Source organism: Rhizobium redzepovicii, assembly GCF_019793435.1.
Taxonomy (GTDB): Bacteria; Pseudomonadota; Alphaproteobacteria; order Rhizobiales; family Rhizobiaceae; genus Rhizobium; species Rhizobium redzepovicii.
In genome coordinates this window covers 162,583-186,606 of record NZ_JAILYH010000003.1, presented here as the reverse complement: position 1 = coordinate 186,606, position 24,024 = coordinate 162,583, and the positions used below count along the sequence as shown (strand labels likewise).

General features: G+C 62.6%; 27 protein-coding genes and 1 tRNA gene. 14 read left to right on the top strand and 14 right to left on the bottom strand.

Going from position 1 to position 24,024, the window contains the following annotated elements:
- Positions 1–377: 377 nt before the first annotated feature.
- Positions 378–1,952 carry a carboxylesterase/lipase family protein gene (locus K6N12_RS05620; RefSeq protein ID WP_097627364.1) on the bottom strand — a complete coding sequence of 525 codons (1,575 nt, stop codon included), beginning with the start codon at positions 1,950–1,952 and terminating at the stop codon, positions 378–380.
- Positions 1,953–2,495: 543 nt separating this feature from the next.
- Here K6N12_RS05620 and K6N12_RS05615 point away from each other — a divergent pair.
- Positions 2,496–3,053, top strand: coding sequence for a dihydrofolate reductase family protein (locus K6N12_RS05615; RefSeq protein WP_206099957.1), 558 nt, complete (start codon positions 2,496–2,498; stop codon positions 3,051–3,053).
- Positions 3,054–3,170: 117 nt separating this feature from the next.
- Here the strand turns inward: K6N12_RS05615 and K6N12_RS05610 are convergent, their stop codons facing one another.
- A complete protein-coding gene (locus K6N12_RS05610) occupies positions 3,171–4,067 on the bottom strand; it encodes a LysR family transcriptional regulator (protein WP_097627360.1) in 897 nt (298 codons plus the stop codon).
- A 228-nt stretch (positions 4,068–4,295) separates the two neighbouring features.
- Here K6N12_RS05610 and K6N12_RS05605 point away from each other — a divergent pair, with 228 nt between their 5' ends.
- From K6N12_RS05605 to K6N12_RS05580, 6 genes are all read left to right on the top strand, one after another.
- Positions 4,296–5,030 carry an SDR family NAD(P)-dependent oxidoreductase gene (locus tag K6N12_RS05605; protein WP_097627351.1) on the top strand — a complete coding sequence of 245 codons (735 nt, stop codon included), beginning with the start codon at positions 4,296–4,298 and terminating at the stop codon, positions 5,028–5,030.
- A gap of 47 nt (positions 5,031–5,077) precedes the next feature.
- Entirely contained in the window at positions 5,078–5,830 is a 753-nt protein-coding gene (locus tag K6N12_RS05600; protein WP_097627350.1) for an SDR family NAD(P)-dependent oxidoreductase, read from the top strand.
- A 31-nt stretch (positions 5,831–5,861) separates the two neighbouring features.
- The gene (locus K6N12_RS05595; RefSeq protein WP_097627349.1) at positions 5,862–6,461 is read left to right on the top strand and encodes an NADPH-dependent F420 reductase; all 600 of its coding nucleotides are present in this window, start codon (positions 5,862–5,864) and stop codon (positions 6,459–6,461) included.
- Between the two features lie 85 nt (positions 6,462–6,546).
- Positions 6,547–6,960, top strand: coding sequence for a nuclear transport factor 2 family protein (locus K6N12_RS05590; protein WP_097627348.1), 414 nt, complete (start codon positions 6,547–6,549; stop codon positions 6,958–6,960).
- A 107-nt stretch (positions 6,961–7,067) separates the two neighbouring features.
- Positions 7,068–7,700 carry a class I SAM-dependent methyltransferase gene (locus K6N12_RS05585; protein WP_097627347.1) on the top strand — a complete coding sequence of 211 codons (633 nt, stop codon included), beginning with the start codon at positions 7,068–7,070 and terminating at the stop codon, positions 7,698–7,700.
- Between the two features lie 163 nt (positions 7,701–7,863).
- A complete protein-coding gene (locus tag K6N12_RS05580) occupies positions 7,864–8,100 on the top strand; it encodes a hypothetical protein (RefSeq protein WP_027685648.1) in 237 nt (78 codons plus the stop codon).
- 212 nt (positions 8,101–8,312) lie between these two features.
- On the opposite strand, the gene K6N12_RS05575 is transcribed toward K6N12_RS05580, so the two are convergent.
- The 7 genes from K6N12_RS05575 to K6N12_RS05545 all read right to left on the bottom strand — a co-directional run bounded on the left by K6N12_RS05575 (position 8,313) and on the right by K6N12_RS05545 (position 10,781).
- Positions 8,313–8,906: a hypothetical protein gene (locus K6N12_RS05575; RefSeq protein WP_097627346.1), complete on the bottom strand. Its 594-nt coding sequence runs from the start codon at positions 8,904–8,906 to the stop codon at positions 8,313–8,315.
- A 13-nt stretch (positions 8,907–8,919) separates the two neighbouring features.
- The gene (locus K6N12_RS05570; protein ID WP_097627345.1) at positions 8,920–9,117 is read right to left on the bottom strand and encodes a response regulator transcription factor; all 198 of its coding nucleotides are present in this window, start codon (positions 9,115–9,117) and stop codon (positions 8,920–8,922) included.
- Positions 9,114–9,410, bottom strand: coding sequence for a GcrA family cell cycle regulator (locus K6N12_RS05565; protein ID WP_097627344.1), 297 nt, complete (start codon positions 9,408–9,410; stop codon positions 9,114–9,116). The genes K6N12_RS05570 and K6N12_RS05565 overlap by 4 nt, the downstream gene beginning before the upstream one ends.
- Positions 9,407–9,802, bottom strand: a complete 396-nt coding sequence (locus K6N12_RS05560) for a hypothetical protein (RefSeq protein WP_097627343.1) — start codon at positions 9,800–9,802, stop codon at positions 9,407–9,409. Before K6N12_RS05560 ends, K6N12_RS05565 begins: the two co-directional genes overlap by 4 nt.
- A complete protein-coding gene (locus K6N12_RS05555; RefSeq protein ID WP_064837306.1) occupies positions 9,768–10,133 on the bottom strand; it encodes a hypothetical protein in 366 nt (121 codons plus the stop codon). The genes K6N12_RS05560 and K6N12_RS05555 overlap by 35 nt, the downstream gene beginning before the upstream one ends.
- Before the next feature lie 23 nt (positions 10,134–10,156).
- Positions 10,157–10,384, bottom strand: a complete 228-nt coding sequence (locus K6N12_RS05550) for a sigma-70 family RNA polymerase sigma factor (RefSeq protein ID WP_239619813.1) — start codon at positions 10,382–10,384, stop codon at positions 10,157–10,159.
- 160 nt (positions 10,385–10,544) lie between these two features.
- Positions 10,545–10,781 (bottom strand): hypothetical protein, encoded by a 237-nt coding sequence (locus K6N12_RS05545; protein ID WP_097627324.1) that lies wholly within the window; start codon positions 10,779–10,781, stop codon positions 10,545–10,547.
- A gap of 82 nt (positions 10,782–10,863) precedes the next feature.
- Between K6N12_RS05545 and K6N12_RS05540 the strand changes: the two genes are divergently transcribed.
- The 3 genes from K6N12_RS05540 to K6N12_RS05530 all read left to right on the top strand — a co-directional run bounded on the left by K6N12_RS05540 (position 10,864) and on the right by K6N12_RS05530 (position 12,836).
- Positions 10,864–11,511, top strand: a complete 648-nt coding sequence (locus K6N12_RS05540; RefSeq protein ID WP_097627752.1) for a S24 family peptidase — start codon at positions 10,864–10,866, stop codon at positions 11,509–11,511.
- An 821-nt stretch (positions 11,512–12,332) separates the two neighbouring features.
- Positions 12,333–12,596, top strand: a complete 264-nt coding sequence (locus K6N12_RS05535) for a hypothetical protein (RefSeq protein WP_097627320.1) — start codon at positions 12,333–12,335, stop codon at positions 12,594–12,596.
- 12 nt (positions 12,597–12,608) lie between these two features.
- Positions 12,609–12,836: a hypothetical protein gene (locus tag K6N12_RS05530; protein ID WP_097627318.1), complete on the top strand. Its 228-nt coding sequence runs from the start codon at positions 12,609–12,611 to the stop codon at positions 12,834–12,836.
- A gap of 26 nt (positions 12,837–12,862) precedes the next feature.
- On the opposite strand, the gene K6N12_RS05525 is transcribed toward K6N12_RS05530, so the two are convergent.
- Positions 12,863–13,102, bottom strand: a complete 240-nt coding sequence (locus K6N12_RS05525) for a DUF982 domain-containing protein (RefSeq protein WP_088396116.1) — start codon at positions 13,100–13,102, stop codon at positions 12,863–12,865.
- Between the two features lie 118 nt (positions 13,103–13,220).
- Between K6N12_RS05525 and K6N12_RS05520 the strand changes: the two genes are divergently transcribed.
- Complete coding sequence (locus tag K6N12_RS05520; protein ID WP_097627315.1) at positions 13,221–13,832, top strand: hypothetical protein; 612 nt, start codon at positions 13,221–13,223, stop codon at positions 13,830–13,832.
- A 50-nt stretch (positions 13,833–13,882) separates the two neighbouring features.
- On the opposite strand, the gene K6N12_RS05515 is transcribed toward K6N12_RS05520, so the two are convergent.
- Positions 13,883–13,959 (bottom strand) — tRNA-Pro (locus K6N12_RS05515).
- 265 nt (positions 13,960–14,224) lie between these two features.
- Here K6N12_RS05515 and K6N12_RS05510 point away from each other — a divergent pair.
- Positions 14,225–14,632, top strand: coding sequence for a hypothetical protein (locus tag K6N12_RS05510; protein ID WP_097627314.1), 408 nt, complete (start codon positions 14,225–14,227; stop codon positions 14,630–14,632).
- A gap of 288 nt (positions 14,633–14,920) precedes the next feature.
- Here K6N12_RS05510 and K6N12_RS05505 read toward each other — a convergent pair whose 3' ends face one another.
- Positions 14,921–17,896, bottom strand: a complete 2,976-nt coding sequence (locus K6N12_RS05505) for an NAD(P)-dependent oxidoreductase (RefSeq protein WP_222148782.1) — start codon at positions 17,894–17,896, stop codon at positions 14,921–14,923.
- A gap of 188 nt (positions 17,897–18,084) precedes the next feature.
- On the opposite strand from K6N12_RS05505, the gene K6N12_RS05500 reads away from it, so the two are divergent.
- Together K6N12_RS05500 and K6N12_RS05495 are read left to right on the top strand one after the other, a co-directional pair.
- Complete coding sequence (locus tag K6N12_RS05500; RefSeq protein WP_239619815.1) at positions 18,085–18,435, top strand: hypothetical protein; 351 nt, start codon at positions 18,085–18,087, stop codon at positions 18,433–18,435.
- A gap of 363 nt (positions 18,436–18,798) precedes the next feature.
- Positions 18,799–19,992, top strand: a complete 1,194-nt coding sequence (locus K6N12_RS05495) for a TCR/Tet family MFS transporter (RefSeq protein WP_097627311.1) — start codon at positions 18,799–18,801, stop codon at positions 19,990–19,992.
- A 246-nt stretch (positions 19,993–20,238) separates the two neighbouring features.
- On the opposite strand, the gene K6N12_RS05490 is transcribed toward K6N12_RS05495, so the two are convergent.
- Complete coding sequence (locus K6N12_RS05490; RefSeq protein WP_097627310.1) at positions 20,239–23,634, bottom strand: acyl-[ACP]--phospholipid O-acyltransferase; 3,396 nt, start codon at positions 23,632–23,634, stop codon at positions 20,239–20,241.
- A 93-nt stretch (positions 23,635–23,727) separates the two neighbouring features.
- Positions 23,728–24,009, bottom strand: coding sequence for a YiaA/YiaB family inner membrane protein (locus K6N12_RS05485; protein WP_003557239.1), 282 nt, complete (start codon positions 24,007–24,009; stop codon positions 23,728–23,730).
- Positions 24,010–24,024: the final 15 nt, after the last annotated feature.

Here is a 24,024-nt window from a genome sequence, read left to right as displayed (position 1 = left end):
CTGCTAGTGCAGATGGGATCAGCGTCAAGGACGGCTGTGTTTGCCGGCATCGGCAGATTGTCTTGCAAAGAGCTGCGGTAGACAGAGTTCGATCCCGCTTTGAATATCGCACAACTTTAGCTCAGCGACTAGGCGAGATTCTCAGCCTATGCGAGACAGCCCAGCGGGAATAGGACGTCTGCTTCCGGCCCAATCCGACCGACCCGGCTGCCGCCTTTCGCCCCAAAGCTGCCAAGCGCAATTCAGCGGAGATCGGGCTTCCGTCAATCGCGACATCCGGTCTTCCCAGGAAGATTGCAATGACAAAGCGGGCTTGTGTTATTCGGCAGTTCCCGCAATGGGTAAGGCAACACATCAGGCGACAGGTGCCGCCCCCGTCATTTCGTCTCCTCCCAATGCCTTTGCCAGAGGTCGAGCCTCGGCTTCAGCGGATCGGCTCCGACCATTGCGCCGTGATTGCTGAAGTCGATGACCCTGTCGACGGCCGGGTTGTGCTGGGGCCATTTTGGCCGTGAGCCGCCATTGGGGTCACCGCTCCTTGCAAATTCGAGCCAGTATTCGCTTGCCAATGTGGCCATGGCCCAGTCGGCAGGTGTCACCTTGTCTTTCACCAGTGCGTTTGGGATGGCGAGCGTATACGGAATTTCGAAGCCGTGCAGAGTGCCTTTCCACATCGGATCGTTGCGCAAGGCCTCGGCGACATAGGAGAAACGATACCACCATGTCGGCTGGCCGGTGCGGGCTATCTCGTCAGCGAGGTGGCGGGATGGTTCGACAAGCGTCTTGTCGGCCAGAACCTGCTGCTTCAGCTCATCGAGGGTCTGTTGGCCGCTGGGATCGTAGAGTCTGCGGGCTTCGGCGGCATGCTTCCCGAAGAGCGCGAAGAGATCGTCTTTCGTCGCGGCCTCACCGATGCCGAGATCTCGATCATTTGCCCCGACGATGACCGGAACCGGCGCTTGACGGCCCGCCGCAAAAGCCGCTTCCGGCGTTTCGAGCAAAAACCGTCCGTCAATGATCGCGCCTGAGATGCCGATGACAGGCTTGCCTGTCGACATTCCCACAAGCACCTCTTGTGCCGATGCACCTTCGGTCAGCTTTTGCGCAGGCAGCGCCCGAAGGGCCGCGAGAGCCTCGGCATCGCTGCCATTGATTCCCAGAGAAGCCGCATAGTCCAACGCGATTTTCTCTGCTTCTTCCAAAGGTGACAAGGGCGTGCTCTGCGCACGCGCGGTCGGCAGACCCGGTGACTGTAGAATGGCGCCCCGGAACAGCCCGCGTGACAGTGGCGATATCATGTGCGCCATCACCGAGCCGCCACCGGCCGACTCTCCGAAGATCGTCACTTTCTTCGGATCGCCGCCGAAGGCTTCGATATTCTGCTGGACCCATTTCAGGGCGGCAAGCTGGTCCATGTAACCATAGTTGCCGACGGGCTCGTCAGGGGATTCCTTCATCAGCGCCGGATGGGCAAAATAACCCAGTCGGCCCATGCGGTAATTCATGCTGACGAACACAACTTTCCGGGCGGCCAGCTGGCCACCAGGATATTGGGGGGTGTTTCCATGGGCAAGAGCGCCGCCGTAAATCCAGACCATCACCGGCAGCGGTGTGCGGGGACGCTTGACGGGTGTCCAGACATTGAGGGTCAGACAATCCTCTGACTTCGGCAGGTCGTCGGTCTGCATGCAGGACGGACCGAAATTGCGGGCATCCCTAATACCGCTCCATGTCTCCGCTGGCCGCGGATTGCGCCATCGCAGATCACCAACCGGCGGCGCCGCATAGCGTATGCCCTTGAAGCTGACGACCGTGCCCGACCTCTCACCCTTCAGCATTCCGCCGTCGATCGTCACGGTGTCGTCGGCCGCCCCTGATCGCGGCGCGAACGCCATCTGACAGAATGCGATGGCCAAAAAGAGCAGAAACGTGCGACGGCCGTCTACAAACACTGCACTCTCCAGCGCCAAGTTGAGTGCGATCAAAATACTCCCACAGAACGGCAACGGAAAGGGTTCATGAGGCATCGCTAAAGTGCACTATTGCTCCACGGCGGGTTTCGGCTCGATCGGCGGGGAGTTTAGCGAAAACACACGCCCACCCTCGGTCATCCCAGGCCCTGAGCCTACACGCACCGACACGCCTTCCCCGAACGACCAGGGAAATATGCCAGGGGCTTCCCGCCGCTGGTCCTGATCGTTCGCCCAGGCCAGGATCGTTACGAGTTCTCCGACGAGCAGTGCGCTGATTTCACCGCGCTTGGCGCCAACCCAGTCGGCTCGAGCATGGTTCGGTCCCCTGTGAGATAGGGCGGTACCTAAATCGTATTCGGGATGTCGGCGTCAGCGTCGCTCGAGCGTCCTTGGGAACATCGAGACTGTCCGCCCGCGCGCTCGGCTTGCCTGAACGCGCTTTTGCATCAATAGCCCACCCGCAGAGAGAATTCCCACCGCCCAGTTTGGAAAAGACCAAAGGAGATAAAAGTGTCTGCATCAGTGCTCTTCATGTCCATGTCACTGGACGGGTATATCGCGGGGCCCAACGATGAAGTGGGCAATCCTGGCGGCGACGACTTTATGCGGTTGCACGAGTGGTACGGGGATTTTTCCCGACCGACCGGACCGGTCGGAGAATTGTGGGACGAATGGAACGCGCCAGGTGCGATTCTGGCGGGTCGGCGAACCGTGGAGCAGGTCGATCACTGGGGCGGTGACAATCACGGTGTCCCGATCTTCGTACCCAGTCACAGGCCGCCCGGGCCATCCGTCGCGAATTATCCGTTGGTCAAATACGTGAGCGACGGGATCACGAGTGCAATGGCGCAGGCGAAGGCCGCCGCCGGGGACCGGGACGTGTTGATGCTTGGCGCGTATACGGCGCAACGGGCGCTGGAAGCTGGCGTGCTCGACGAACTGCAAATACACCAGGTTCCAGTCTTGTTCGGATGTGGCCGCCGAATGTTCGAAGTCTTACCATCGCGCGTCGAGTTGGAGATCGTTCGGGTGATCGATACAACCGAGGCCACGCACATCCGCTACCGCGTCCGCCGCTGAGCCCGCCGACCCAGCCGTCACTCGTTTGTGGTCGCCAGCATCAAGGCATGGAGGGACCTATGGACTATCGGCTCCCAATCAAGCGGCTCGACATGCCCGCCGGCGACCTGCCGGGCGTCAGTCGCGCGATATGGACAGCCCCGTGAGAAGCGGAGCGTAGGCGGCGAGCCTGCCGGATACGAACTCCGTGAAGAGCCGCACGCGCTTCGTCTTGCGTGTCTCCCCCTGCGTGAGAAGCCAGAGCGTTCCGTACATGTGCAGGTCGGTGCCCGGCACCCTCACCAGCTGGGGATCGGCATCTCCGACGAAGCACGGCAGTGTCGTGATCCCGAGCCCCTGCCGTACTGCAACGATCTGCGCCTCGCCGTCCGTCGTCCTGAACGGGACCCCCGTGGTGCGAACTTCGCCGTCGCGGACCCAGTCCGGGATGCCATGAATGCTTATGACGATCCATCGGATGGGATCCGGCGCCCCCGCACGCCACGCTGCCAGCAGATCGCGGGACATGTAGATACCGCCGAATATATCCGGCCCCTTCAGGCCGTGAAGATTGAGCGGCAGGGTTTTGCGGTCGTAGACGACGCGGATCGCGACGTCAGCCTCTCGGTTGGTCAGATTCGCCAGCTCGCCGGACGACACGATTTCCATCTCGATATCAGGATGCAGACGCGCAAAATCGGCGAAGTCCGGCATCAGCAGGTGTGTCGCAAGGGTCGGAGCCAACGTCACCCGCAGAAGCCCGCGCACGCTCTGGTCGCGACCGAAGACGCGCGTCTCCAGCTGGTGCGACGACGCTTCCATCTCCTCCGCGAGCTGGAGGACCTCCTCGCCCGCAGCCGTCAGGCGGTAGCCTGAAGGCAGCTTTTCGAACATCTGCGCCCCGAGGCGTTCCTCGAGCTGGGCGATGCGTCGCAGCACCGTCGCGTGGTTCACCCCGAGGCGCTTGGCGGCAGCCCGCACTGAGCCTCCGCGCGCGGCGGCAAGAAAGTAGCGAATGTCATCCCAGTCGATCATGGTGCATTCCCGCGCCGCGCGGCGCGGCTTCCGAAGCCCGTTCTAGCACACTGAGCCGCAATGTGCGCGAGTGTTGCGGCACTTGATCATCTGGATGGATCGTTTTTGCACCACCCATGTGCGTGATTGCGCACTCACCGCCCGACTTCGACGAACCCATATCGGAGTTCTCGGGAGACATCCCCGTACAGCCGAAAACATGTGACGGCGAAACGAAGGACGCATGACATGAACAGACTGAATGGAAAGACCGCCGTGATCACCGGCGGCGCTACCGGCATCGGCCGCGCCGCAGCCAAGCGCTTCATCGACGAGGGGGCCTTCGTCTTCATCTTCGGCCGCCGGCAGGAGGCGCTTGACGCCGCTGTGGCGGAGCTCGGGCCCAATGCGCGGGCGGTAAAGGGCTCGGTCTCGGATGAGGCCGACCTTGTTCGCCTGTACGACGCGGTGAAGGCAGAGCGCGGAGCGCTCGACATCGTCTTCGCCAATGCCGGGGCGGGAAGCCCGCTTCCGCTCGGCAAAATCACCGCCGAGCACATTGATGAGACCTTCGACACCAATGTGAAGGGCACGATCTTCACGGTCCAGAAGGCGCTGCCGCTGATGGGCTCAGGCGGTTCGATCATCCTGACGGGATCGAGCGCCGGCACCACGGGAGCCCCGGGATTCACTGCCTACAGCGCGAGCAAGGCCGCGGTACGCAATCTCGCGCGGACCTGGGCAGAGGACCTGAAGGGCACCGGCATCCGGGTCAACGTGCTGTCACCCGGGGCGACGGCGACCGAACTCGCGAAGGAGGCGCTGGGTGAGGAAGGCCAGAAGGCCTACGGCGCGATGACTCCACTCCAGCGTATGGCCGATCCCGCGGAGATCGGGGCGGTGGCCGCCTTTCTCGCGTCGTCGGACAGCAGCTTCATGACAGCCAGCGAAGTCGCCGTCGACGGCGGCCTAGCGCAACTCTGACCCGACGCGATCCCGCGCCCTAGGAACACAACGAAGGATAGAACATCATGAAAAAACTCGAAGGCAAAGTAGCAGTCATCACGGGCGGAAGCAGCGGCATCGGATTGGCCACTGCCAAGCGCTTCGTGGAGGAAGGTGCGCAGGTCGTGATTATCGGGCGACGCGAGAAAGCCTTACAAGAGGCTGCGGCCCTTATCGGGAAAAACGTGACGACAGTCGTGGGCGACGTCTCGCGCCTGGAAGATCTGGACCGGCTCTACGCCACCGTGAAGGAGAAACATGGTCACATCGACATTCTCTTCGCAAACGCGGGCGCAGGTACGGTCGCGCCGCTTGCGGCAGCGACTGAGGCCCATTTTGACCAGACCTTCGATGTGAATGTGAAGGGTCTGTTCTTTACGGTGCAGAAGGCCCTTCCCCTCTTCAAGGACGGCGGATCGATCATTCTGAACTCTTCGGTCTCGAATGTGATGGGGCTGCCAGCGTTCAGCGCTTACGCAGCGAGCAAGGCGGCTGTTCGCAGCTTCTCGCGGTCTTGGACCCAAGAGCTGAAGGACCGCAATATCCGCGTCAACACGATGAGCCCCGGCGCGATCGAGACTCCCGCCTTGGCGACAACGACCGGCCTGACCGCTGAGCAAGCCGAGGAGGCGGTCGCCCAGTTTGCTGCACAGATCCCAATGGGACGCAGGGGCAAGCCAGAGGAAATCGCGGCTGCGCTCACGTTCCTCGCCTCCGATGAGAGCTCCTACATCACCGGTATAGATCTCGCCGTCGATGGTGGTTGGGCGCAGGTCTGACCCGGCGTCAACACAGGATCGGAGAAGCATTATGAGCTACTCAATTATAGGATTCGGCAATATCGGCCAGGCTATTGCTAGGGCCTTTGCCAGAAACAGCATCGAAGTTTCCGTTGCAACCACGCGCGACCCGGAAAGCTTCGCATCCGCCGCAGCCGCGATCGGGCCCACGATCATTCCCAAGAGATTGGCGGAAGCCGTCAAGGCGGACATCATCTTTTTGGCTGTCCGTTTCGAGGCGCACCCGGAGGTCGCGAAGACGCTTCCCACCTGGCAGGGGAAGACAATCGTCGATGTGACCAATGCCTACGGCGTGCCCCCGGAGGAACTCGAAGGACAGCCGTCTTCCAGGTACGTCGCACACGCGTTTTCCGGTGCGAAACTGGTCAAGGGCTTCAACCATTTGATCGCGGCCAGCCTTGACCAGGATCCCGCCGTAAAGGGTGGCAGGAGAGTCGTGTTCCTGGCGAGCGACGATGACGCTGCCGCAGCGGAGATTGGTGCGCTGGCGAAAAATCTCGGTTTCGCGCCGATCGAACTTGGCGGGCTTTCTGAAGGCGGACTGCTTGTGCAGGCGCGCGGAAATAGTTGGGGCCGGCTGATCTTCAAGGACCTGGTCAAGTTCGACTGACGAACACGACATCCCCATCAGCAGCGACACGATGCACCCGATCGGATCGAGCGCGATCCGATCGGCAGAAAATGGAGAAGATGCCATGAGCATCGAGAAGAACATCAAGACCGTGAAGGACTTCTTCGCCGCGATCGGCCACGGCGACAGGGAGGCTCTGCTGGCGCTGGTCGCCGAGGACATCGAGTGGATCATTCCGGGCAAGGACTGGCCGCTGGCCGGAACGCACCGCGGGCACGCGGGACTGGCAGATTTGCTCGAGACGGCATCCAAGTCGATAGAAACGTCCACGGAACCCCGGGAGTTCGTAGCGCAAGGAGACCGGGTCCTGGTCGTCGGCTTCGCGAAGGGAAAGATCAAGGCCACGAACAAGCCGTTCGAGGACGACTGGGTCTTCGCCATCACGGTCCGGGACGGCAGACTGACCAACATCCGGGAATACGTCGACACGCAAGCACTGGCGCGCGCCGCGCAGATGGACGCGTCAGGGCTGGCGTAGCGCTGGCCGACGGCGGCCCTCCGCCCGGCGTCGAAGGTGAATGAGCCATGGATCGGAGCCTCGCACGCCGCGCGCTCGTCTAATACTCAACCGTAAAGGAGATTCCAATGTACGACCAATCCAAGCTATCCGAATTGATCCGGTTCGCACGGGTCGATGCGGGCTCCACCGTCATCGACGTTTACCCGGGCGACGGTGACTGGACCCGCCTCTTCTCCGACATCGTGCGACCCGACGGACGGGTCTTCAGCTTCGTACCGGCCGAAGTCGCTCACTTCAAGAACGATCCGGTCGGCCGCATGCGAACGCTTGCGATGGAACCGGGCCGAGCGAACGTCGAAGCCGTCTCGGCGGACCTCGTGGCGATGCCGGAGGTCACGCAAACAGCGGATGTCCTGTGGCTGCATCTGTTTTACCACGATCTCCACACCGCCCTGATCCAGGCCAGGGGCGCGACGGCCGCCGCCTTCAATCGAGCCGTCTACGAGCGGCTGAAGCCCGGCGGGTCCTATGTCATCGTCGACCACGCCGCCGCCGTCGGGGCGGGCACGAGCGATGCACAGTCGCTGCATCGGATTGAGCCTGCATCCGTTCGCGAGGAGGTGGAGGCGGCCGGCTTCGTACTGGACGCGCAAAGCACCGTGCTCGCGAACAAGGACGATTCGCACTCGATCAAGGTCTTCGATCCCTCGATCAAGGGAGCGACCGATCGCTTCGCCTATCGATTTTTGAAGATCTAACACTGAGCCATTCGCCAACGATGAGGTCGGCTCTCGTACGGGAGGCGGCTTCTGGTGGTTCGTCTTCGAAAGTGGACGAATTGTTCCAATCCATTGTCACCCATTGACGTAAACGGGTTTCACCCCAATACGGTCAGGCCAGCCAGACGACAACAGGAGTGTAATCGTGAGCGAACCGACCGTAGCAGATGCAACAAACCGCATTTATGAGTCGCTCCAGGCGGACAACGCCGACATCGACGTGCATATCGCGGCCCTAAAGGCAGCGTTGACGCGGGCGGGTTTGAAAGAGGCCGTATTCGACCCGGCCAGGCTCGTGCAGAATAACCGTTCTGGCAGGAAGCGGATGGAGGCCTACTTTCGGCAGCGCGGTGTCATGGTGAAATTCTCAGCCTCGTGAAGCCTTCCTATGAAGGCAGACGGCTGTAATCACAGATGTCGCAGCATGCCCCTCGCCCCGCTCCCGCCCGTGTCTCCGGGCCGCTGCTAATGGAGGCCGAGCGTGGATCCTCGGGCAAGCCCGAGGACGACGGAGGGTGAGTGAGCTCTGCGGCAAGGACAGCGACGGCGGATGGGATGTCGGCGAATTTCGCTTCCCTCGCCTCGTCATCATCACCCACCCCTCGCCCCGCGCAGCGCGATCAACCCGCGCCGCAGCCAGAGCAATTGCTGCGGCGGCATCTGGCGCAGGTGTTCGTAGTCCATCACCGTGACGTTATAGACGGTGCTGCGCACCTGCGGGCCGTCCTGGCAGCGCAGCAGGATGCCCTGCAGCGCCATCATGCGGTTGCTGGCCTTGCGGGCGCGGTCGGCGAGGCTTTCGGTGACTTCGCCTTCGTGGCCCTTGACGGAAAAGAGCGATTGCGCCCGCGGGCTCGGGGCCGGGATGCCGGTGGTTTTGTGGTAGCGGGCGATCGCCTCGGCATAGTCGTCGCCGGCCTGGCGCTGCGCTGCGGTGATCAGGCCGTCGAGGAACATGCGCCCCAGCGTATAACCGGCAAACGGGCTCTTGACCGTCTCGTCGTCGACCGTCCGGCCGAAGCCGTGGATGCGGCGGCGGGCTGATATGGCGACGCTGATATTGTCCTTCTCGGTCTCGAAGGGCTTGATCTTGCCGCAGGGAAAACGCTCGACATTTGCCTTGCGCGGCCGGCCGGCGCCCTTGTTTGCCCGCTGTGTCCTGACCTTGGCTGCTTTGCCACCCATGTTGATTGTCCTTCTATCGAATAATGCCGTTGCGCAGTGCGGCGGCGACCAGTGCGGTATCCTTGAAGACGCCGAGTCTCGCCTTGGCGTTGGCGATGTGCGTATTCACGGTGATGGGGGAGATGCCGAGAATGGTGCCGATCTCGGCGGCGGTCTTTCCGGCCGCCATCCAGCCGATGATTTCGGTTTCGCGCGGGGTGGGCTGGCTCATGATGCCGGCCCATCGATGCAGGGCACGCGCGGCATTGTCACCTCAGCCCCCGACAAGGTTACCCGCGTGACGCGGTCGGGGTGGCGGATCGGTGCCGGCGCCTCGCGGGTCTCGGGCGGCGGCGGCCGGGTGACCTGCCTTGCGGGGAACCTGTCGCGGTTGCGGTGCGCCATGTTGATGACGGTGTTCTTCTTCGAGCCGAACAGGTTGGCGATCTCTCTTGCCGAGAGCCCCTGCTGCCAGAGCTTCTGCGCCTTGACGATCTTGTCTTCCGTCCAGAACAGGCTTCTCACCTCAATGCCTCCTCGTGTCGTGTGGCTCGTGCAATGATCGGGTTGTCGGGAAACATCTTCGCCAGCTCCCGCCTGGCGCTGCGGCTGCCATTCGCGGCGTCGCGCAAGAGCTGCAGCTTGTAGGCCGCGACCTTCGGCTGCGGCGGCTCGGGCGCCGGCGCGACGCGCGGGCGGCTTTGCGCCGTTATCGCCGCCTGCTGCCGGCGGCATTGCTCGGCGAAACTGGCCGAGCTCGGTGCGAAGGCGCGGTTATGATTCCTGACCTTGCCTGAAATGAACAGTTTGGCCGCCTGCCAGACGGCCTCCAGCGGGATGCCGTCGATGGCGAGGAGATAGGCGCGGATCTGCATGTCGGGATCAGTGCCTGATGATGCCGGGAAACCCGAAAGCATCCCCGCTATGATCCTCACCGGAGAGGAAATCTCTTGCGGCATCGACTGTCGTCCTTCTCGTGCTGCTGTTGATCGACCCGGCTTCCCTCGCCTTCTCCTTGAGGTACCAGTCGCATTTGATCGCCTGCCAGCCGCGGAAGATCTGCATCTCGGCAGCGCCGGCCGGATCGCCGGTCAGCAGATATTCCCTGGCCTGGATGCGGGCGGCGTAAGCCGTCAGCGGCTTCCTCAGCGTGCGCCTGCGATGCTCGATGACGGCCGCCGCCAGCTCTTCCCCCAGCACCGGGCTGAGGATGTCCATGATGTCCTTGCTCATTGTGTCCTTCGCCATGCCGTTTTCCCTTTTCCCGCCGCTCAAACCTGCCGCCGCTGCCCGCCGGCAAAATTCACCGGCGTGCCCGGCTTGATCCGATGCGGAAAGCGGCGGATCTCCGCGCCGGCATGATCCTGCTGGGCGGTATCGCCCCTCTCGGCGCTTCGAAGCCGGTGGATCTCGCTTTCCACCGAAGGCACCGACATGCCGAGAATGGCTGCGATTTCGATGTAGTCCCTGCCGGTGCGGAAGAGCTCGAGCGCGTTCATGCCGGGATGATCCTTCTTGTCCATTTCGGGCGCAGCGGGCCGTTGCCGCCGAAGCGGGCGCTGCCAGCTGCTTCATGTGAGTTCATCGGCGGCGATGGCCGCCCGGAAATAGCTGCCGGCGTCGCCGAGGGAGGGCGACGACGCCGGCCACCGAGAGCCGTCAGGGAGGCGTGAGGCTGTCGGGATCGGTGAGCGCAGACGCGCCGGGTCGATCGGCTGTCTGCCGCATCTCCTTCGGGCTGGTCTGCCGGCCGCAATTTTCGCAATGGTGCTCGATCACCTCGGCGATCGACAGCGCCTTGCCGCAGTTCGGGCAGCCGGTGTAGCGGGCGTTTTCGCGCTGGAATGGACCGACTGTCGCCTGGATGGAGGCGTTGATGTTTTGGCTGTTTGTCATGCGTATAGGGTATATTTAATACCCCGCACGTCAAGCAGAAAAAAGCATGACATATACCCTGGAATGGGGTATTTTTTATATCATGTTGAAAGATCAGGAACAATTTGAGCGCGAAGAACGCGCAAAGCGGCTGGTCATGGCCCGGAAAAACGCGGGCTTTGCCGGGCCGAAAGCGATCGTCGACCGGTTCGGCTGGAATGCGAATGTCTACAAGGCGCATGAGTCCGGCCGCAACGGCTTCGGAATTGCCGATGCGAAGAAATACGCCCGCGCCTTCAAGGTCAATCTCAACTGGCTGCAGTTCGGCACCGGCAATGCGCTCGATCCGGATGAGCTGCCGGTCTCTGTCGCCGACGTGCCGAAGATCTCCTGGGTCAGCGCCGGCCAGCTGAGCGAGCAGGCGCCGATCACCGACTTTTCGGAATTCCCGACGGTGGCCGCCCTCGATCTGCCTGATGGCGAATGGATCGCGCTCGAGGTCGAAGGCAATTCGATGAACAAGATCTCGCCGCCGGGCTCGATCATCTTCGTCAACCTTCGCGACAAGCGCCTGGCGCCGAACGCGCTTTATGTCGTCGCCGACGAGACGGGGGCTGCCACCTACAAGCGCTATCGCCCGAACGACAACCCGCCCTTTCAGCCCGCTTCTTATGAGGACGTGCCGCCGCCGGATTTCCAGGGCGTCGTCACCATCGTCGGCCGCGTCCGCCGGTCGATCATCGAGATGTAGGCATCCATGCTCGTTGCGAACAAGCCATATTTATCAAGGAAAACAAGACGATCCTCCCTTCCTCTCGCGCCGGCAGAATCTGGTTCCATATCGTCACATTAGCGGCGCTTCTCCTGGCCTTCAGCGCCACGCGCGAAATGTACGGCCTGTAGGATCCCACTCGATTTCCCCGATCCGGCAACCAGGATCGCGAGAGCATCCTTTCTTCCGAAATCAAAAAATGCAAAAGCTCCGGACGTCGTCCACGCACCGCCGCGTTACCGCCGGGATGGAGCGAATGGCTGCGAGAATATCCTTGGCAGCCCTCCCCCACGACTCCAAATTCGGCGACCCCAAGACCCGGGCCCGGTCACCCTCGCCGGCGATTTCGATCTCGTTGCGCCCCGCCGTTTTTCTCGCAACATCAGACTCCAAGAGAATCTTGTTTCTATCTCTCTGTCTTCGCTTCTGAAGGCTGGTGAGGGAGGGTTCCGGCCAAAGCTTCCCCCTACCCCATGAGCAAAGCCCATGAAGCCGGGAGAGCATTGGCCAGGTCCTGAAGGCCGGAGCCGGGATGGGACACGTGCCAGAGGGGCCATTCGCTTCGCCCTCGTCCTGATTTTCTGACAGCGCACTTAAGGACTTTCGCTTCCCGCGCCGCTGGGCTTCGTCAGCTCGGGAGTTGCACCCGGTCGCCCAATCGCTGGCGACAGACATACGCCTATGATTCGTACCTCGTCAATCAGTAGGGTATTTTTTATACCTGCTGCGGTTGACGATTTAGGGTATTATATATACCTTAATCTCATGAGCCGATTAGAGGCGCGTGAGAGGACAGGGCGATGCAGCACATCCGCAATATCGAGACCGTGGAAAGCAGGCGCGACGCCCGCTGGAATGGCGCGCTGGGGATGGGAGACTGCAGCGCCTATATGGCGATCGAGGCCCAGCGCATGGGCGCCCTCGGCTTTGCCTTCCTGCGCCGCCCCGAACATTTAATCCGCGGCCCCTCCTGGCTGCGCGGCGCCCGCGCCTCCGTCGAGGAGCATTACCGCTATGCCCGCGAGATCATGGGCACGACCGATCGCGATCAGCTTTACGCCTGAGGGGGAACGGAGATGTCTGCCGATTGCATCGTCAAGGCCTTTTCCGGCTGCGCCTGCCCGCTCGGTGAATGCGCGCAAAAGCCCCTCACCCCGGCGCCGGTCACCTTCATTTCCTGGCGCAAGCAGGCCATCACCTGCCTCACCTTCGGCTTCCTCGCCGCGATCATTTCGGCCGCCTGGATGGAGACACAGTTCAAGAACCAGGACCGCGCCAATCAGGAACAGGTGTCATGGAAGTAAGCGAATGCTTTTTGAAGCGCCGCCGGTCAGGAAGTGAACTTGATGTCGCTTGCCCTGGCTGCGGTTATGAATGCCCGCCGCACCTGCTCTGGCTCGGCGATATCGTTGAAGACATCGAGCACAAGCAGCTCGGCAGCCTTGGCCGCCGGCGTCTGCTCGGGCCAATCGTTCAGCAAGGTATTGCCGGCCTGAACGACATTATAGACCGTCCTGGTCTTGCCATTGATGGTGATCTTCACCGGTTTGAAGCTTCGTCGCTTGCTCATGATGCAGCCCCTCACGCAGAACACGCGACTCAACGAGCGGCGTTCGGACTCGTTCCGGTTGAGGCGATTATCTCACATGTTATTGTCGCTGAGCGAATCAACTTGCCGGTAGCCAGACGTGCCAGAGCCAGAAAAACGTGGCGACCAGCTTACGTGGACATATGCTCTCTGGCTGTTGCCGTTTCTGGGGCAGGATTGGCTTTATTGGCTTGCTCCCCAATGGGACTGGTGGACGGTCGATCTTTTCGTCTTCCTCGCAACGCTGATCGCCATGGCAGGCTCCCTCTGCTTCAACCTGGTACTGCGGCGCTGGCGACGTGTCCTGTCTCTGCTGATAACGCCCCTGCTGCTGCTCGTCTGCCTTCATCTTCTCGCCGTCGCCGGCATAACGCCCGACAGCGTTCGATTTGCACTGACCAAGCAGGCATATCTGGCAGAGATCAAACGAGCCGATCTCCCGGGCGCGGAGCAGCGCTTCCGGACATTCGTATGGGACGATACGTTCAGGCGTAAGACATACTCGACGCTCGTCTATGATGAGAGCGATGAAATCGCCTTGCCCAAAGGCGCGCAATCCGCAGCCTGGCAACAGCGCCTTCAGACGTTCTGTCTGGAGAGAAAGAAGGAATGCGTCACTCTCTATCCCGGTGCGGACGAGTTCATCAGTGTCAGCAAGATCGGCGAACACTTCTATATTCTGGACGACAGCCTGCCGACCGCGTTTCCCTAAGCCAAGATCTTAGCGGAAACGAAAAACCCCGCCGGAGCGGGGTTTCTAGCTGGTCGGAGTGGAGTGATTCGAACACTCGACCCCCACGTCCCGAACGTGGTGCGCTACCAGACTGCGCTACACTCCGTGACCAGCGGCGCTTCTATAGAACAGCCTATCTGGTTGCACAAGCACCAAATTCCAAAAATCCGAGGGAATTTTTGACGGGTTGATGACAGGGTGCGGCAGGGCGGTGCTGCTGCAAAAAGACACACCTGGAGCAAATCGTCGGGAAGTGCCCCGGGGGCAATTTTCTTTTGCCGGGTTCCGCGCTAAAGGGCTCGACGGGACAGGCGAAACCGCGCGTAGAGAGCGGATTCGCAGCCACTGCGCTAGAGACCAGGGACAACACGATGAAACTCCGCACCATCACCGCGGCCGGGCTTGCAATTGGGCTTGCCGGATGCACCACCATTCCTTCCGCCGGCAATCCGATCGAGGCCCGCTGGGTCGGCAAATCGGCCGGCATCTTCTTTGCCGCCTACGGGCCGCCGCTCAGCGACCGCGAGGAAGGCGCCACCACCGTCTATACCTGGCGCGGCGGCTACAAGACCGTGCGCATTCCGGCCAAATATGCCGAAGGCGCCGACGGCAAGCGCGGCAAGCAGATCGCGTCCGCCCGCACCGCCTATCTGCGCTGCCAGGCCGAAATTACCACCAGTTCGGATTATACGATCCGCGACATCCGCACCGTCGCCGATATTCCCGGCGTCAACGGTCCGTCCTATTGCGCCGAGTTCCTGGCTCCGGAACAGAAGTAACGGGCAACCCGAAGACACGAAAACAGGCGGCCGATGTGCCGCCTGTTTTGTTTTTTGGCTGCCGCTCCGGATCCTCCATGCGCCCGCCGCAAGACCCCTCCCACAAGGGGAAGGAACTAAGCTGTGGTGTTGGGCGGTGGCCAGAAGACAAGTTCTTGCTGGCTGTTATCGCCCCACGGATCGGTACGATGGAGATTACGTGAAGCGGTGCCGCACGTTAGCCCCTCCCCCTTGTGAGGAGGGGTTGGGGCGGGGTCTTGGGCTTGGCCCGAACCGCGCCGCTGCAGCTCACCCCTCCGCCGGCCCATACAGGCCAAGGTGGTCGAGCAGCGCCCGCTGCCGGTCGGCATTTTCGACCAGCAAGCTCGTGTAGCGCTCGACGATCCGCTGGCGATGATCCGGATCGGAAACGGCCGACAGCGCGCCAGTGATGGCGGCGATCTTTTCCGAAGCCTGGCGCAGTTCTTCGAGCAGCTTCGCCTTGCCGCCGGCTTCGGCCACGACCTGCTTCGTCACCCGGCCGATGCCGGCCGGTGTGCGGCTGCCGCCGGAGACGTAACCCTCAGGCAGGTCGCCCTTCAGATTGACGACGGATTTGAAGCGGATGACGTCGAAGATCTGGTCGACAGCCTGCCTGGCGCCGGTCACCCGCGAGGGGTGGTCGGTGTCGGCGGCGGCATGCGGCAGCAGTTCGAGCTTGCCCTTGTGGCGCTCTTCGAGCGGCAGGTAAGGCAGCATCGGGCCGCTGAGCGTGCCGGTCGCCGCATCCCTGAAGAGATCGGCGTCGATGGCCGCATGGGCGATCTTGCCTGAAGAAAGTGCCGCATCGAGCGCATAGGGATCGACGACTTCGCCGCGGTCGTAATTGACGAGCACCGCGCCGTCCTTCATGGCGCCGAGCACCTTGGCATCGACGGTGCCGGCATTGGAATAGGTGCCGGTCGAAGCATCGAGGCGGCCAAGGCCGATATGGACGGAGAGCACGTCGGCGCCGCTTGCCGCTTCCTCAGGGCTTGCGGCATAGTCGAAGCCTTCTGCCTCGATCCAGCGCTTGTGATGTTCGCGGGCATAGATCGCCACCTTCATGCCGAAGGCCTTGGCGAGCTTGGCGACTTCGCGGCCGATATTGCCGTAGCCGAGAACGGCAAGCTTGCGGCCCTCGAGCTTTGCCGTCGGGAAATCCTTGAGCTGGCGGCCGGTATCGAAATCGCCGCCGGCGACCATCCGGTGAAGCCGGTCGACCGGCAGGTCGGGCACGACCTTCAGGATCGCCTTGAGAGCCATCTGGGCGGTCGCTCGGCTGTTGATGCCGGGCGTGTTCATCAGGGGCGCATTGCCGCCCTCGCCATTGCCGCCGCCCCAGGAGGCCGAGCCCATATTGCCGGTGCCGGCGCCGATGCGCACGCCGCCGAGCGAAAAGACGGAGGCCTTCGGGATGAAGGTCGCCGCCGCGATCAGCGCGTCATACTGGCCCTTGTCGGTCTGCGGCAGGATCTCCGCCTCGGTGCTGAGGTTCGGCTGATAGAAGAAGTGGATGCGGCCCTTTTCGAGCGCCGAACGGTCGCTGAGCGGGCCGAGATGGAAGCTGCCGCCCTTCTCCTCGATATAGGCCTTGACCTCGCTATGGTCGGGCTCGCCACCGGCGCCGAAGCGCAGGCCGACGAGATCGGCGATCAGCACCGTATAGGCGTGGTTGGGATCGTCCTTGCGCACGGCGCCGTCGGCCTTGACGGGCGCCTCGAAGGTCACGCCGCTCTTTGCCAGTTCCTCTTCGAGCACGACGATCTTGGCTCTGAGATAGGCATATTGCAGGTTTTCCAGCAGCGCCACGACATCTTCGGGCTCGCGGATGCCGCCGACCCAGGCGCGGTAATCGCCGGGGGTGCCGGGGAAGGCGTTGACGTAACGGGCCGCGTCGAGGCCGGGCTCGTATTCGCCGTTCGGATGGGTGATGCCCTCATAACCGAGCAGCTGCTTGGAACGGGCGATGATGCGGGCATGGATGCCGGCATCGGTGATGCCGTCGTCCTCGACCTTCAGCAGCGTCACCGCCGCGCCGCGGCGCTCGGCATCGGTGACTGCAAGCGACAGCAGCGGATGCGACTTGACCCATTCGTCGATCACCGCGCGGTTGCCGGCGGAGCGGCGGTTGAGCTCGACGACGGAGCCGACCCGGGCTTCCGACTGCAGCAGGCCGAAAGTGGTCTCGGCAAAGGCGAGCGCGCTGTAGGTGTTGATGACGCCGCCGAGCATGCGGTCTTCGGCCGGATCGAAGAACGGCCCGGCATCGACGGAGCGCTTGGCCGAAAACGGCTGGCGCGGATCGATCGGCGGGGCGATCTTCAGCTGGCGCGGGATCGCCCAGGCGGGATCCTGCTGGTTCTTCTCGATCAACGCCAGCGCATGCGGCGTGAAGGAGGCGACGAAATAGCCTGATACCCCGCCGATCGCCTTCTGGAACGGCATGAACAGGCAGCACTTCGCCATGACGGCGCTGACCAGCTCGGGCTCCCACGGCATGGCGCCGAGCATCGAGGTAGCGTCGAACACCGCATGGCGGTTGGCCGGATCGCCGTCGAGCCAGTTCAACAGTTCGTGGATTTCGGCGCTGGTATAGGCGTTCGCCCCCGTCGTCTCGTGGCCGACGCCGACGAAGATCGAAACGCCAAGGGAGGACAGTTCGGCCGCCGTCGGGATCACGCCCTCGGAGGCGGCGAAATGAATGCGGCTTTCGCAACCCTTTTCGGCGAAGCGCTGCATCTCGATCAGCTGTGTTGCCCAGGACTGGCGGAAGAAGCCGGCGGCCTTGGACGGATCGCTCTCCGGCCGCGGCGTATCGACATAGACGCGCTGGCCGGCGTCGTTGGCATTCATCAGGTGCTGGATGCAGACGGTGAACCCGCTATGGCCGCCGCCGAGCCCCACCGCCATGCGGTTGGTCTTGGGGAAACCAAAATAACGATGGATCGCCCGCATCATGTCGGTCAGGATCTTGTCGGCCGGATAGCCGCGATGCATGCTGCGGGAAATCTCGGCCGTGGTGAAGCCGCCGATATCGTTGCCCCGATCGTCGAACTTGCGATAGGTCTTCTCGATCCAGGCGTCGAAGGCGATGCGCCGCAGGCGGCTATCCACTTCATCGGTCGTCGCATCGGTGATCGGCCCGACGCCGAAGAACGGGTTGGACGGCAGCTTCGGCGCACCCGACGCAGTCTGTCGAAGGGCGCTCAATCGCTGTTCCTGCATCTGCGCGATATCGGTCATGGCCTGCCTGTCTGTTCCCCGAGCTGAAGTTGCCTCATGGTGAAGCGACTGCCCCGGCGGGACAACCTCATATGCGCCGAACGACAGACGAAACGCGTCATTGGGGGTGCGGCGTTCATAATATCCCCGCGAAGCCCACCCCCATCCACCCATCTCGACCCCAGGGGCCGCTGCCGCCGGGGCATGCCGTGCCGCGCGAACCGTGCGGGCGCGCGTTTACCATCTCTTCCCTTCGATACTTCGCCCCGTTGATGATGCCCCTAAAAATTGCAATGCTTCAATGTGGCAGGGAAGCGCTCGAGAAGGTTGGTTTGGCCGAGGCAGAAGAAAGACGAACGATTGGGCGGCGCTTGATTTCGCTGGTCAAGATCGTTTGGACAGTTTCGATCGTCATGACGGCAACGGCCCTGGGGGCCCATTACGGCTGGGAGAGCCACGGAATTGCTGGAGCGCTGGCGCTTGGCTTCGTTGGCCTCGTGGCGGGAGGCTTTCTGAGTTCACCTTCCATTCTGTTGGAGGTCCTCGACGGTCTCACTTGAAACACGGCAGAGAATTGATCGACGGCGCCACAAAACCTCACACCGGCAACCATCCCCCACACAAAAACAGGCTTGCCCTACTCAACCATCCGGCGTATGTCTTGCCCGTCGCGAAAAGCGACTGCCTCCCTTGATCCGCTCAGTGGCGGAGTAAACAGGTGGACGAATGGGTCGTCCAGGCGGTCGAGTACACGCCAGCCATGCGCATCAGCCATGGTTCGGCCAGCACCCCCTAGAAACCAATCGCCTGACAAAGATCAGGCCTTATCGTGAGCCATCGGCGTCCCGATGCAATTCCGTGATTTGGAAAAATCAGGGAGGCGCTGACGGTCCTGCGGGCTTGCGTCGACCCGGAACGCACCCATGACCAGATCCCTTATCGTCATCTTTACCGCCATTGTCCTCGATGCCGTCGGCATCGGGCTGATTTTCCCGATCCTGCCGTCGCTGCTGCGCGATATCACCCATGCCGAAAACGTCGCACCGTATATCGGCACGATGACGGCGCTCTATGCGGTGATGCAGTTCATCTTCGCGCCGGTGCTCGGGGCGCTGAGCGATCGGCTCGGCCGACGGCCCGTGCTGCTGATTTCGCTCGCCGGCGCCGCCGTCAACTACCTGTTTCTCGCCTTTGCGCCCAATCTCGCATTGCTGTTCGTCGGCCGGGCGATCGCCGGGCTGACCAGCGCCAATATCTCGGTCGCCACCGCCTATATCACCGACATTTCGCCGGAGGAGAAACGCGCCCGCCGCTTCGGCCTGTTCAACGCCATGTTCGGCCTCGGCTTCATCATCGGCCCGGTGCTCGGCGGCGTGCTCGGCGATCATTGGTTGCGGCTGCCGTTTATCGCAGCCGCCGTGCTCAATGGCGCCAACCTGCTGCTTGCCTTCTTCATCCTGCCGGAATCGCGGCCGGGCAGCCGCGAGACGATCGATCTGGCGGCGCTCAATCCGCTGAAACCGCTGCGGTCGGTGCTGGAGGTCAAAAGCCTGCTGCCGGTCGTCACCCTGTTCTTCATCTTCAGCGCCACCGGCGAGGCCTACGGCACCTGTTGGGCGCTGTGGGGCAGCGAGGCCTTTCACTGGAACGGGCTGTCGATCGGCCTTTCGCTGGGCGCCTTCGGCATCTGCCAGACATTTGCCCAGGCCTTGCTGCCGGGGCCGGCGGTCCGGCTGCTCGGCGAACGCGCCGCGATCCTCGTGGGTGTTGCCGCCGTCTCACTCGCTCTCACCGTCATGGCCTTCGCCGGCCAGGGCTGGATGATCTTCGCGATCATGCCGGTCTTTGCGCTTGGCGGCATCGGCGTGCCGGCGTTGCAGTCGCTGGCGACCCGGCAGGTCGATGAAAATAGCCAGGGCCAGTTCCAGGGCGTGCTGGCCTCAGCCGTCAGCCTCGCCTCGATCGTCGCGCCGCTCGGCTTTTCCAGCCTCTATTTCCTCTTCCGAGAGGAATGGCCGGGCGCCATCTGGCTATCGGTCGTCGCCGTCTACGCGCTCGCCGTGCCGCTGGTACTGGGGTTGCGGCTGGAGACGACGGAGCGGGCGGCGGTGAGTTAGCCGGTCGTGGTGCGCTTCTGTTGGCGCGTGGTGGGGGCTCCCTCCTCTGTCCTGCCGGACATCTCCCCCACAAGGGGGGAGATCGGATAGACGTTAGGGCTTCCCCAAACAATTGCCATTTGGAATCAACGTACCGGCAAAGTGGGACCGAGCGTTGGCCTCCTGCCGATCTCCCTCCTTGTGGGGGAGATGTCCGGCCGGGCAGAGGGGGTGCCGCAGGACGCGACGCCCCAAACCTAAGTCCGCCTAAGCCGCCTCCCCCTTCTCGGCCACGCTCTCCGCCAGCTTGCGCGCCGCGACGAAATCGACCTTGCCGGAGCCCAGTACCGGCACCTTGCCGATATTGACCTCGGCCGGGACCATCATGTCCATCGCGCCCTTGGATTTGGCGAAGGCGAGGAATTCGGCGCGGGTGGCGGTGGGGGCGTCGGTCAGCAGCACCAGGCGCTCGCCCTTCTTGGCGTCGGGCAGCGAGGAGACGACCGACAGCGCCCCGGGCCAGAGTTCGGCGGCGAGCGTCTCGACGGCGGCGAGCGAGATCATTTCGCCGCCGATCTTGGCGAAGCGCTTGGCGCGGCCGCGGATCTTGACGAAACCATCCTCGTCGATGGTGACGATGTCGCCGGTGTCGTGCCAGCCATCGACCAACGGCTCGAGCACGCCGGGCTTTTCGGCGCGGAGATAACCGGCCATGACATTGGCGCCGCGCACATGCAGCCTGCCGCCCTCCTCGATGCCGGGCACCGGTTCGAGCTTCCATTCCATGCCCGGCAGGATTTTGCCGACCGTGCCTGATTTGTTGTACATCGGCGTGTTGATCGAAATGACCGGTGCGGTCTCGGTGACGCCGTAACCTTCCAGGATGCGCAGGCCGAATTTTTCCATATAGGTCTGGCGGGTTGCGGCCTTCACCGGCTCGGCGCCGGAGAAGATGTAACGGATCGAGCGGAAGTCGTAGGGATGCGCCGTCCTGCTGTAACCATTGAGGAAGGTGTCGGTGCCGAAGATGATCGTGGCGTTGGAGACATAGATCAGTTCCGGCACGATGCGGTAATGCAGCGGCGACGGATAGAAATAAACAGGCACGCCCGAGATCAGCGGCAGCACCGTGCCGGCCGTCAGCCCGAAGGAATGGAACACCGGCAGGATGTTGAACACCTTGTCGCCGCTGTGGAAATCGATGCGGGCAGCCGCCTGGGCGGCGTTCGACAGGATGTTGCGGTGGGTGAGCACCACGCCCTTCGGCGTGCCCTCGGAACCCGAGGTGAAGAGGATGACAGCCGGATCATCCGGCTGGCGTTTGACCAGCGGCCGCGCCTTCCTGAGAAACCCGAAAATCTTGTCCTTGAGTGAGATTTCGGCCCTGAGATCATCGAGCCAGACGATCGCCACCTGCTTTTCCATCTCCTCGATCACAGGCCCGAGCTTCGCCTGGGTGACGAAGGCGCGCGAGGTCAGCACATGTTTTACTTCGGCGGCCTTGCAGGCGGAGAGGATATTGGCGGCACCCGCGGTGAAGTTCAGCATCGCCGGCACCTTGCCTGCCGTCATCACGCCGAGAAGGGTGGCGGCGGCGCCATTGGCATTCGGCAGCATGACGCCGAGATTGGTTTCCGGGAAGCGGGCGCGGAATTTTGCGCCGAGCACGGCAGCCCCGGTCAAGAGCTTGCCATAGGTCAGCCGGCCGGTGACCGGATCTTCGACGGCGAGTTTGCCCATGCCGAATTCGCCACCTGCCTGAATGACGCGGTCGAGCACGGTCGACGAGGTATCGGCGGTCTGGAACAGCAGGTTCGACATCACCTGATAAAGGGCAGCGCCTGCCGCCGTGCGGCGCTTGCGGCCTTTCAGTTCCGGCGGCACTTCCAGCTTCACCGGCTCGAGAATGGTGACCTTGACCTTGGGGAACAGCCGGCGGCGGATCTTGCCGTTATCGAGATAGGAGAGATAGCTCTTCTCCAGCCCGTCGATCTTTACCGGCACGACCATCGAGCCTGTTTTGTCGGCGACCATGGCGGCGCCATCATAGACCTTCATCAGCGTGCCGGTCACCGTCAGGCGGCCCTCGGGGAAGATGCCGATCGGGTTGCCGTCCTGCACCACCTTGATCAGCGACCGCGTCGCCATCGGCTTGGTCGGGTCAAGCGGCAGGAATTTGCACATCTTCAGGAAGGGCCGCACCCACCAGGCCTGGGCGATCTTGTAATCGACGGCAAAGGTGGGCTCTTCCTCGGTGATGGCAAGCGCCAGCGCACCATCGAGCAGGCTGACATGGTTGAGGGCGATGATCGGCGCGCGGCCGGCCTTCTTGATATTCTCCAGCCCCTCGACCTCGAGGCGCATGAAGGCGCGGAACAGGATCGAGATGAAATCGCGGAAGGGATTGGTCGGCAGCGTCTTCAGCATCAGCCAGGCGACGGCGAAATTGATGATGCCGAGGCCGATCAGGATCTGAGGAATGGAGGCGCCGAGCGCCTGGAAGGCGGCGACCAGGCCGAGGCCGACAGTGATGAACAGCGCCGAGAGCACATTGGCGGCGCCGATGACGCGGGCGCGGCGGTCTTCATGCGCCCAGGTCTGCAGCGCGGCAAAGGTCGGCACGGCGATGAAGGCGCCAGAGATTGCCATGCCGGCGAGATCGATGGCGACGCGAATGGTATTTTCACCGGCAAAGAAGGTGGCGATCGTCGTTGCATGGCCGACTGACGCCAGGCCCCAGAGGTTCCAGGCGAGATCGAGGCTGAAGAGGCCGAGCAGCGCCGTGCCGACAGGGGCCGGCAGCAGCACGATGCGGCCGGAGGACATCCAGGCGGCAATCGCCGAGCCGACGGCAACGGCAATGGCAAAGACGGTGAGATAGGCCGGCACGACGAGCTCGGAGCCGCCGAGCAGCTCGGTCACCATGGTCGGCAGGATGGACAGCACAAAGGCGCCGACCAGCCAGAACCAGCAATTCATCAGCGCCGAACGCCACAGCCGTTTATCGGCGCGGATTTCCATGACCAAGGTGTAGCTGGAGCGGATGACATTGCGGTCGATTTCGAGATCCGGCGCCTTGGAGCCGGTGGGCGGGATCATCCGGCTGGCCAGCCAGCAAAGCACCGAAAGCCCCATCATCATCGTGCCGAAGATCAGCACATTGTCACCGCCGGAGAAGGCGAAGGCGGCGATGATCGTGCCGGCGAGGATGGCGATGAAGGTGCCGCCCTCGATCCAGGCATTGGCCTTCGGCAGGTCGCGGCGTTCGAGATGATCGGGCAGGATGCCGTATTTGATCGGCCCGAACAGCGCCGAGACGACGCCGAACCCAAACAGCGCCGCCATCAGCACGAAAATCGAGGAAAACGCCAGACCGACGACGGCAAGCCCGGCAATGGCGATCTCGCAGCGTTTCAGCAGCTCGGCAATCTTGGCCTTGTCATGCTTGTCGGCGAGTTCGCCGCCGAGCGCCGAGAGCAGCAGGAAGGGGACGATGAGGATGACGCCGGCAAGCGTCACCAGCGCAGCCCCCTCGCTCGCCGACATCTTGAAGAGAATGAGGAACACCAGGGTGTTCTTCAGAAAATTATCGTTGAAGGCCGTGAGGAACTGGGTCCAGAACAGCGGCGCGAATTTCCTTGATGTCATCAGATTGTGTTGCACGGGCTCGTTCCTCTTTCGGCAGGCAGAGAAGGCCACAGAGTTGTTACGCAATAGTTGAGTGCGATAACAACTCTGCAGTGCGGTTAACGAAGATCAATCTTCATCGTTACGATTGAACTTGACCAGCAGTTTCTCGGTGCGGGCATCCTCGACCTTGCGGATCAGCTTCTCGGATTCGGCATTGTCGCGCAGCGTCTTGGTGATGTTCACCGTGGTCTGCACCAGCATTAGAATGCCCATGGCGAGATAGCCTTTGCCCCAGAGATCGAGCGGCATCATGTAAAGGCCAAGCGCCAGCATGAAGGCGGCCGAGCCGAAGGAGATGTAGGAGAAGCTGACCCAGCTTGAGGAATGTTTCTGGAAACTGTCGTTCATATCAGTGGTCCCTAT

What these genes read in the sequence shown, in the direction of transcription:
- K6N12_RS05570 (WP_097627345.1), bottom strand. Translation starts at nt 9,117, where the DNA reads ATGAGCCAGCCCACCCCGCGCGAAACCGAAATCATCGGCTGGATGGCG.
- K6N12_RS05590 (WP_097627348.1), top strand. Translation starts at nt 6,547, where the DNA reads ATGAGCATCGAGAAGAACATCAAGACCGTGAAGGACTTCTTCGCCGCG.
- K6N12_RS05575 (WP_097627346.1), bottom strand. Translation starts at nt 8,906, where the DNA reads ATGGGTGGCAAAGCAGCCAAGGTCAGGACACAGCGGGCAAACAAGGGC.
- K6N12_RS05530 (WP_097627318.1), top strand. Translation starts at nt 12,609, where the DNA reads ATGTCTGCCGATTGCATCGTCAAGGCCTTTTCCGGCTGCGCCTGCCCG.
- K6N12_RS05555 (WP_064837306.1), bottom strand. Translation starts at nt 10,133, where the DNA reads ATGGCGAAGGACACAATGAGCAAGGACATCATGGACATCCTCAGCCCG.
- K6N12_RS05485 (WP_003557239.1), bottom strand. Translation starts at nt 24,009, where the DNA reads ATGAACGACAGTTTCCAGAAACATTCCTCAAGCTGGGTCAGCTTCTCC.
- K6N12_RS05540 (WP_097627752.1), top strand. Translation starts at nt 10,864, where the DNA reads ATGTTGAAAGATCAGGAACAATTTGAGCGCGAAGAACGCGCAAAGCGG.
- K6N12_RS05535 (WP_097627320.1), top strand. Translation starts at nt 12,333, where the DNA reads ATGCAGCACATCCGCAATATCGAGACCGTGGAAAGCAGGCGCGACGCC.
- K6N12_RS05595 (WP_097627349.1), top strand. Translation starts at nt 5,862, where the DNA reads ATGAGCTACTCAATTATAGGATTCGGCAATATCGGCCAGGCTATTGCT.
- K6N12_RS05560 (WP_097627343.1), bottom strand. Translation starts at nt 9,802, where the DNA reads ATGCTTTCGGGTTTCCCGGCATCATCAGGCACTGATCCCGACATGCAG.
- K6N12_RS05510 (WP_097627314.1), top strand. Translation starts at nt 14,225, where the DNA reads ATGAAACTCCGCACCATCACCGCGGCCGGGCTTGCAATTGGGCTTGCC.
- K6N12_RS05545 (WP_097627324.1), bottom strand. Translation starts at nt 10,781, where the DNA reads ATGACAAACAGCCAAAACATCAACGCCTCCATCCAGGCGACAGTCGGT.
- K6N12_RS05600 (WP_097627350.1), top strand. Translation starts at nt 5,078, where the DNA reads ATGAAAAAACTCGAAGGCAAAGTAGCAGTCATCACGGGCGGAAGCAGC.
- K6N12_RS05525 (WP_088396116.1), bottom strand. Translation starts at nt 13,102, where the DNA reads ATGAGCAAGCGACGAAGCTTCAAACCGGTGAAGATCACCATCAATGGC.
- K6N12_RS05585 (WP_097627347.1), top strand. Translation starts at nt 7,068, where the DNA reads ATGTACGACCAATCCAAGCTATCCGAATTGATCCGGTTCGCACGGGTC.
- K6N12_RS05605 (WP_097627351.1), top strand. Translation starts at nt 4,296, where the DNA reads ATGAACAGACTGAATGGAAAGACCGCCGTGATCACCGGCGGCGCTACC.
- K6N12_RS05610 (WP_097627360.1), bottom strand. Translation starts at nt 4,067, where the DNA reads ATGATCGACTGGGATGACATTCGCTACTTTCTTGCCGCCGCGCGCGGA.
- K6N12_RS05505 (WP_222148782.1), bottom strand. Translation starts at nt 17,896, where the DNA reads ATGACCGATATCGCGCAGATGCAGGAACAGCGATTGAGCGCCCTTCGA.
- K6N12_RS05495 (WP_097627311.1), top strand. Translation starts at nt 18,799, where the DNA reads ATGACCAGATCCCTTATCGTCATCTTTACCGCCATTGTCCTCGATGCC.
- K6N12_RS05550 (WP_239619813.1), bottom strand. Translation starts at nt 10,384, where the DNA reads ATGAACGCGCTCGAGCTCTTCCGCACCGGCAGGGACTACATCGAAATC.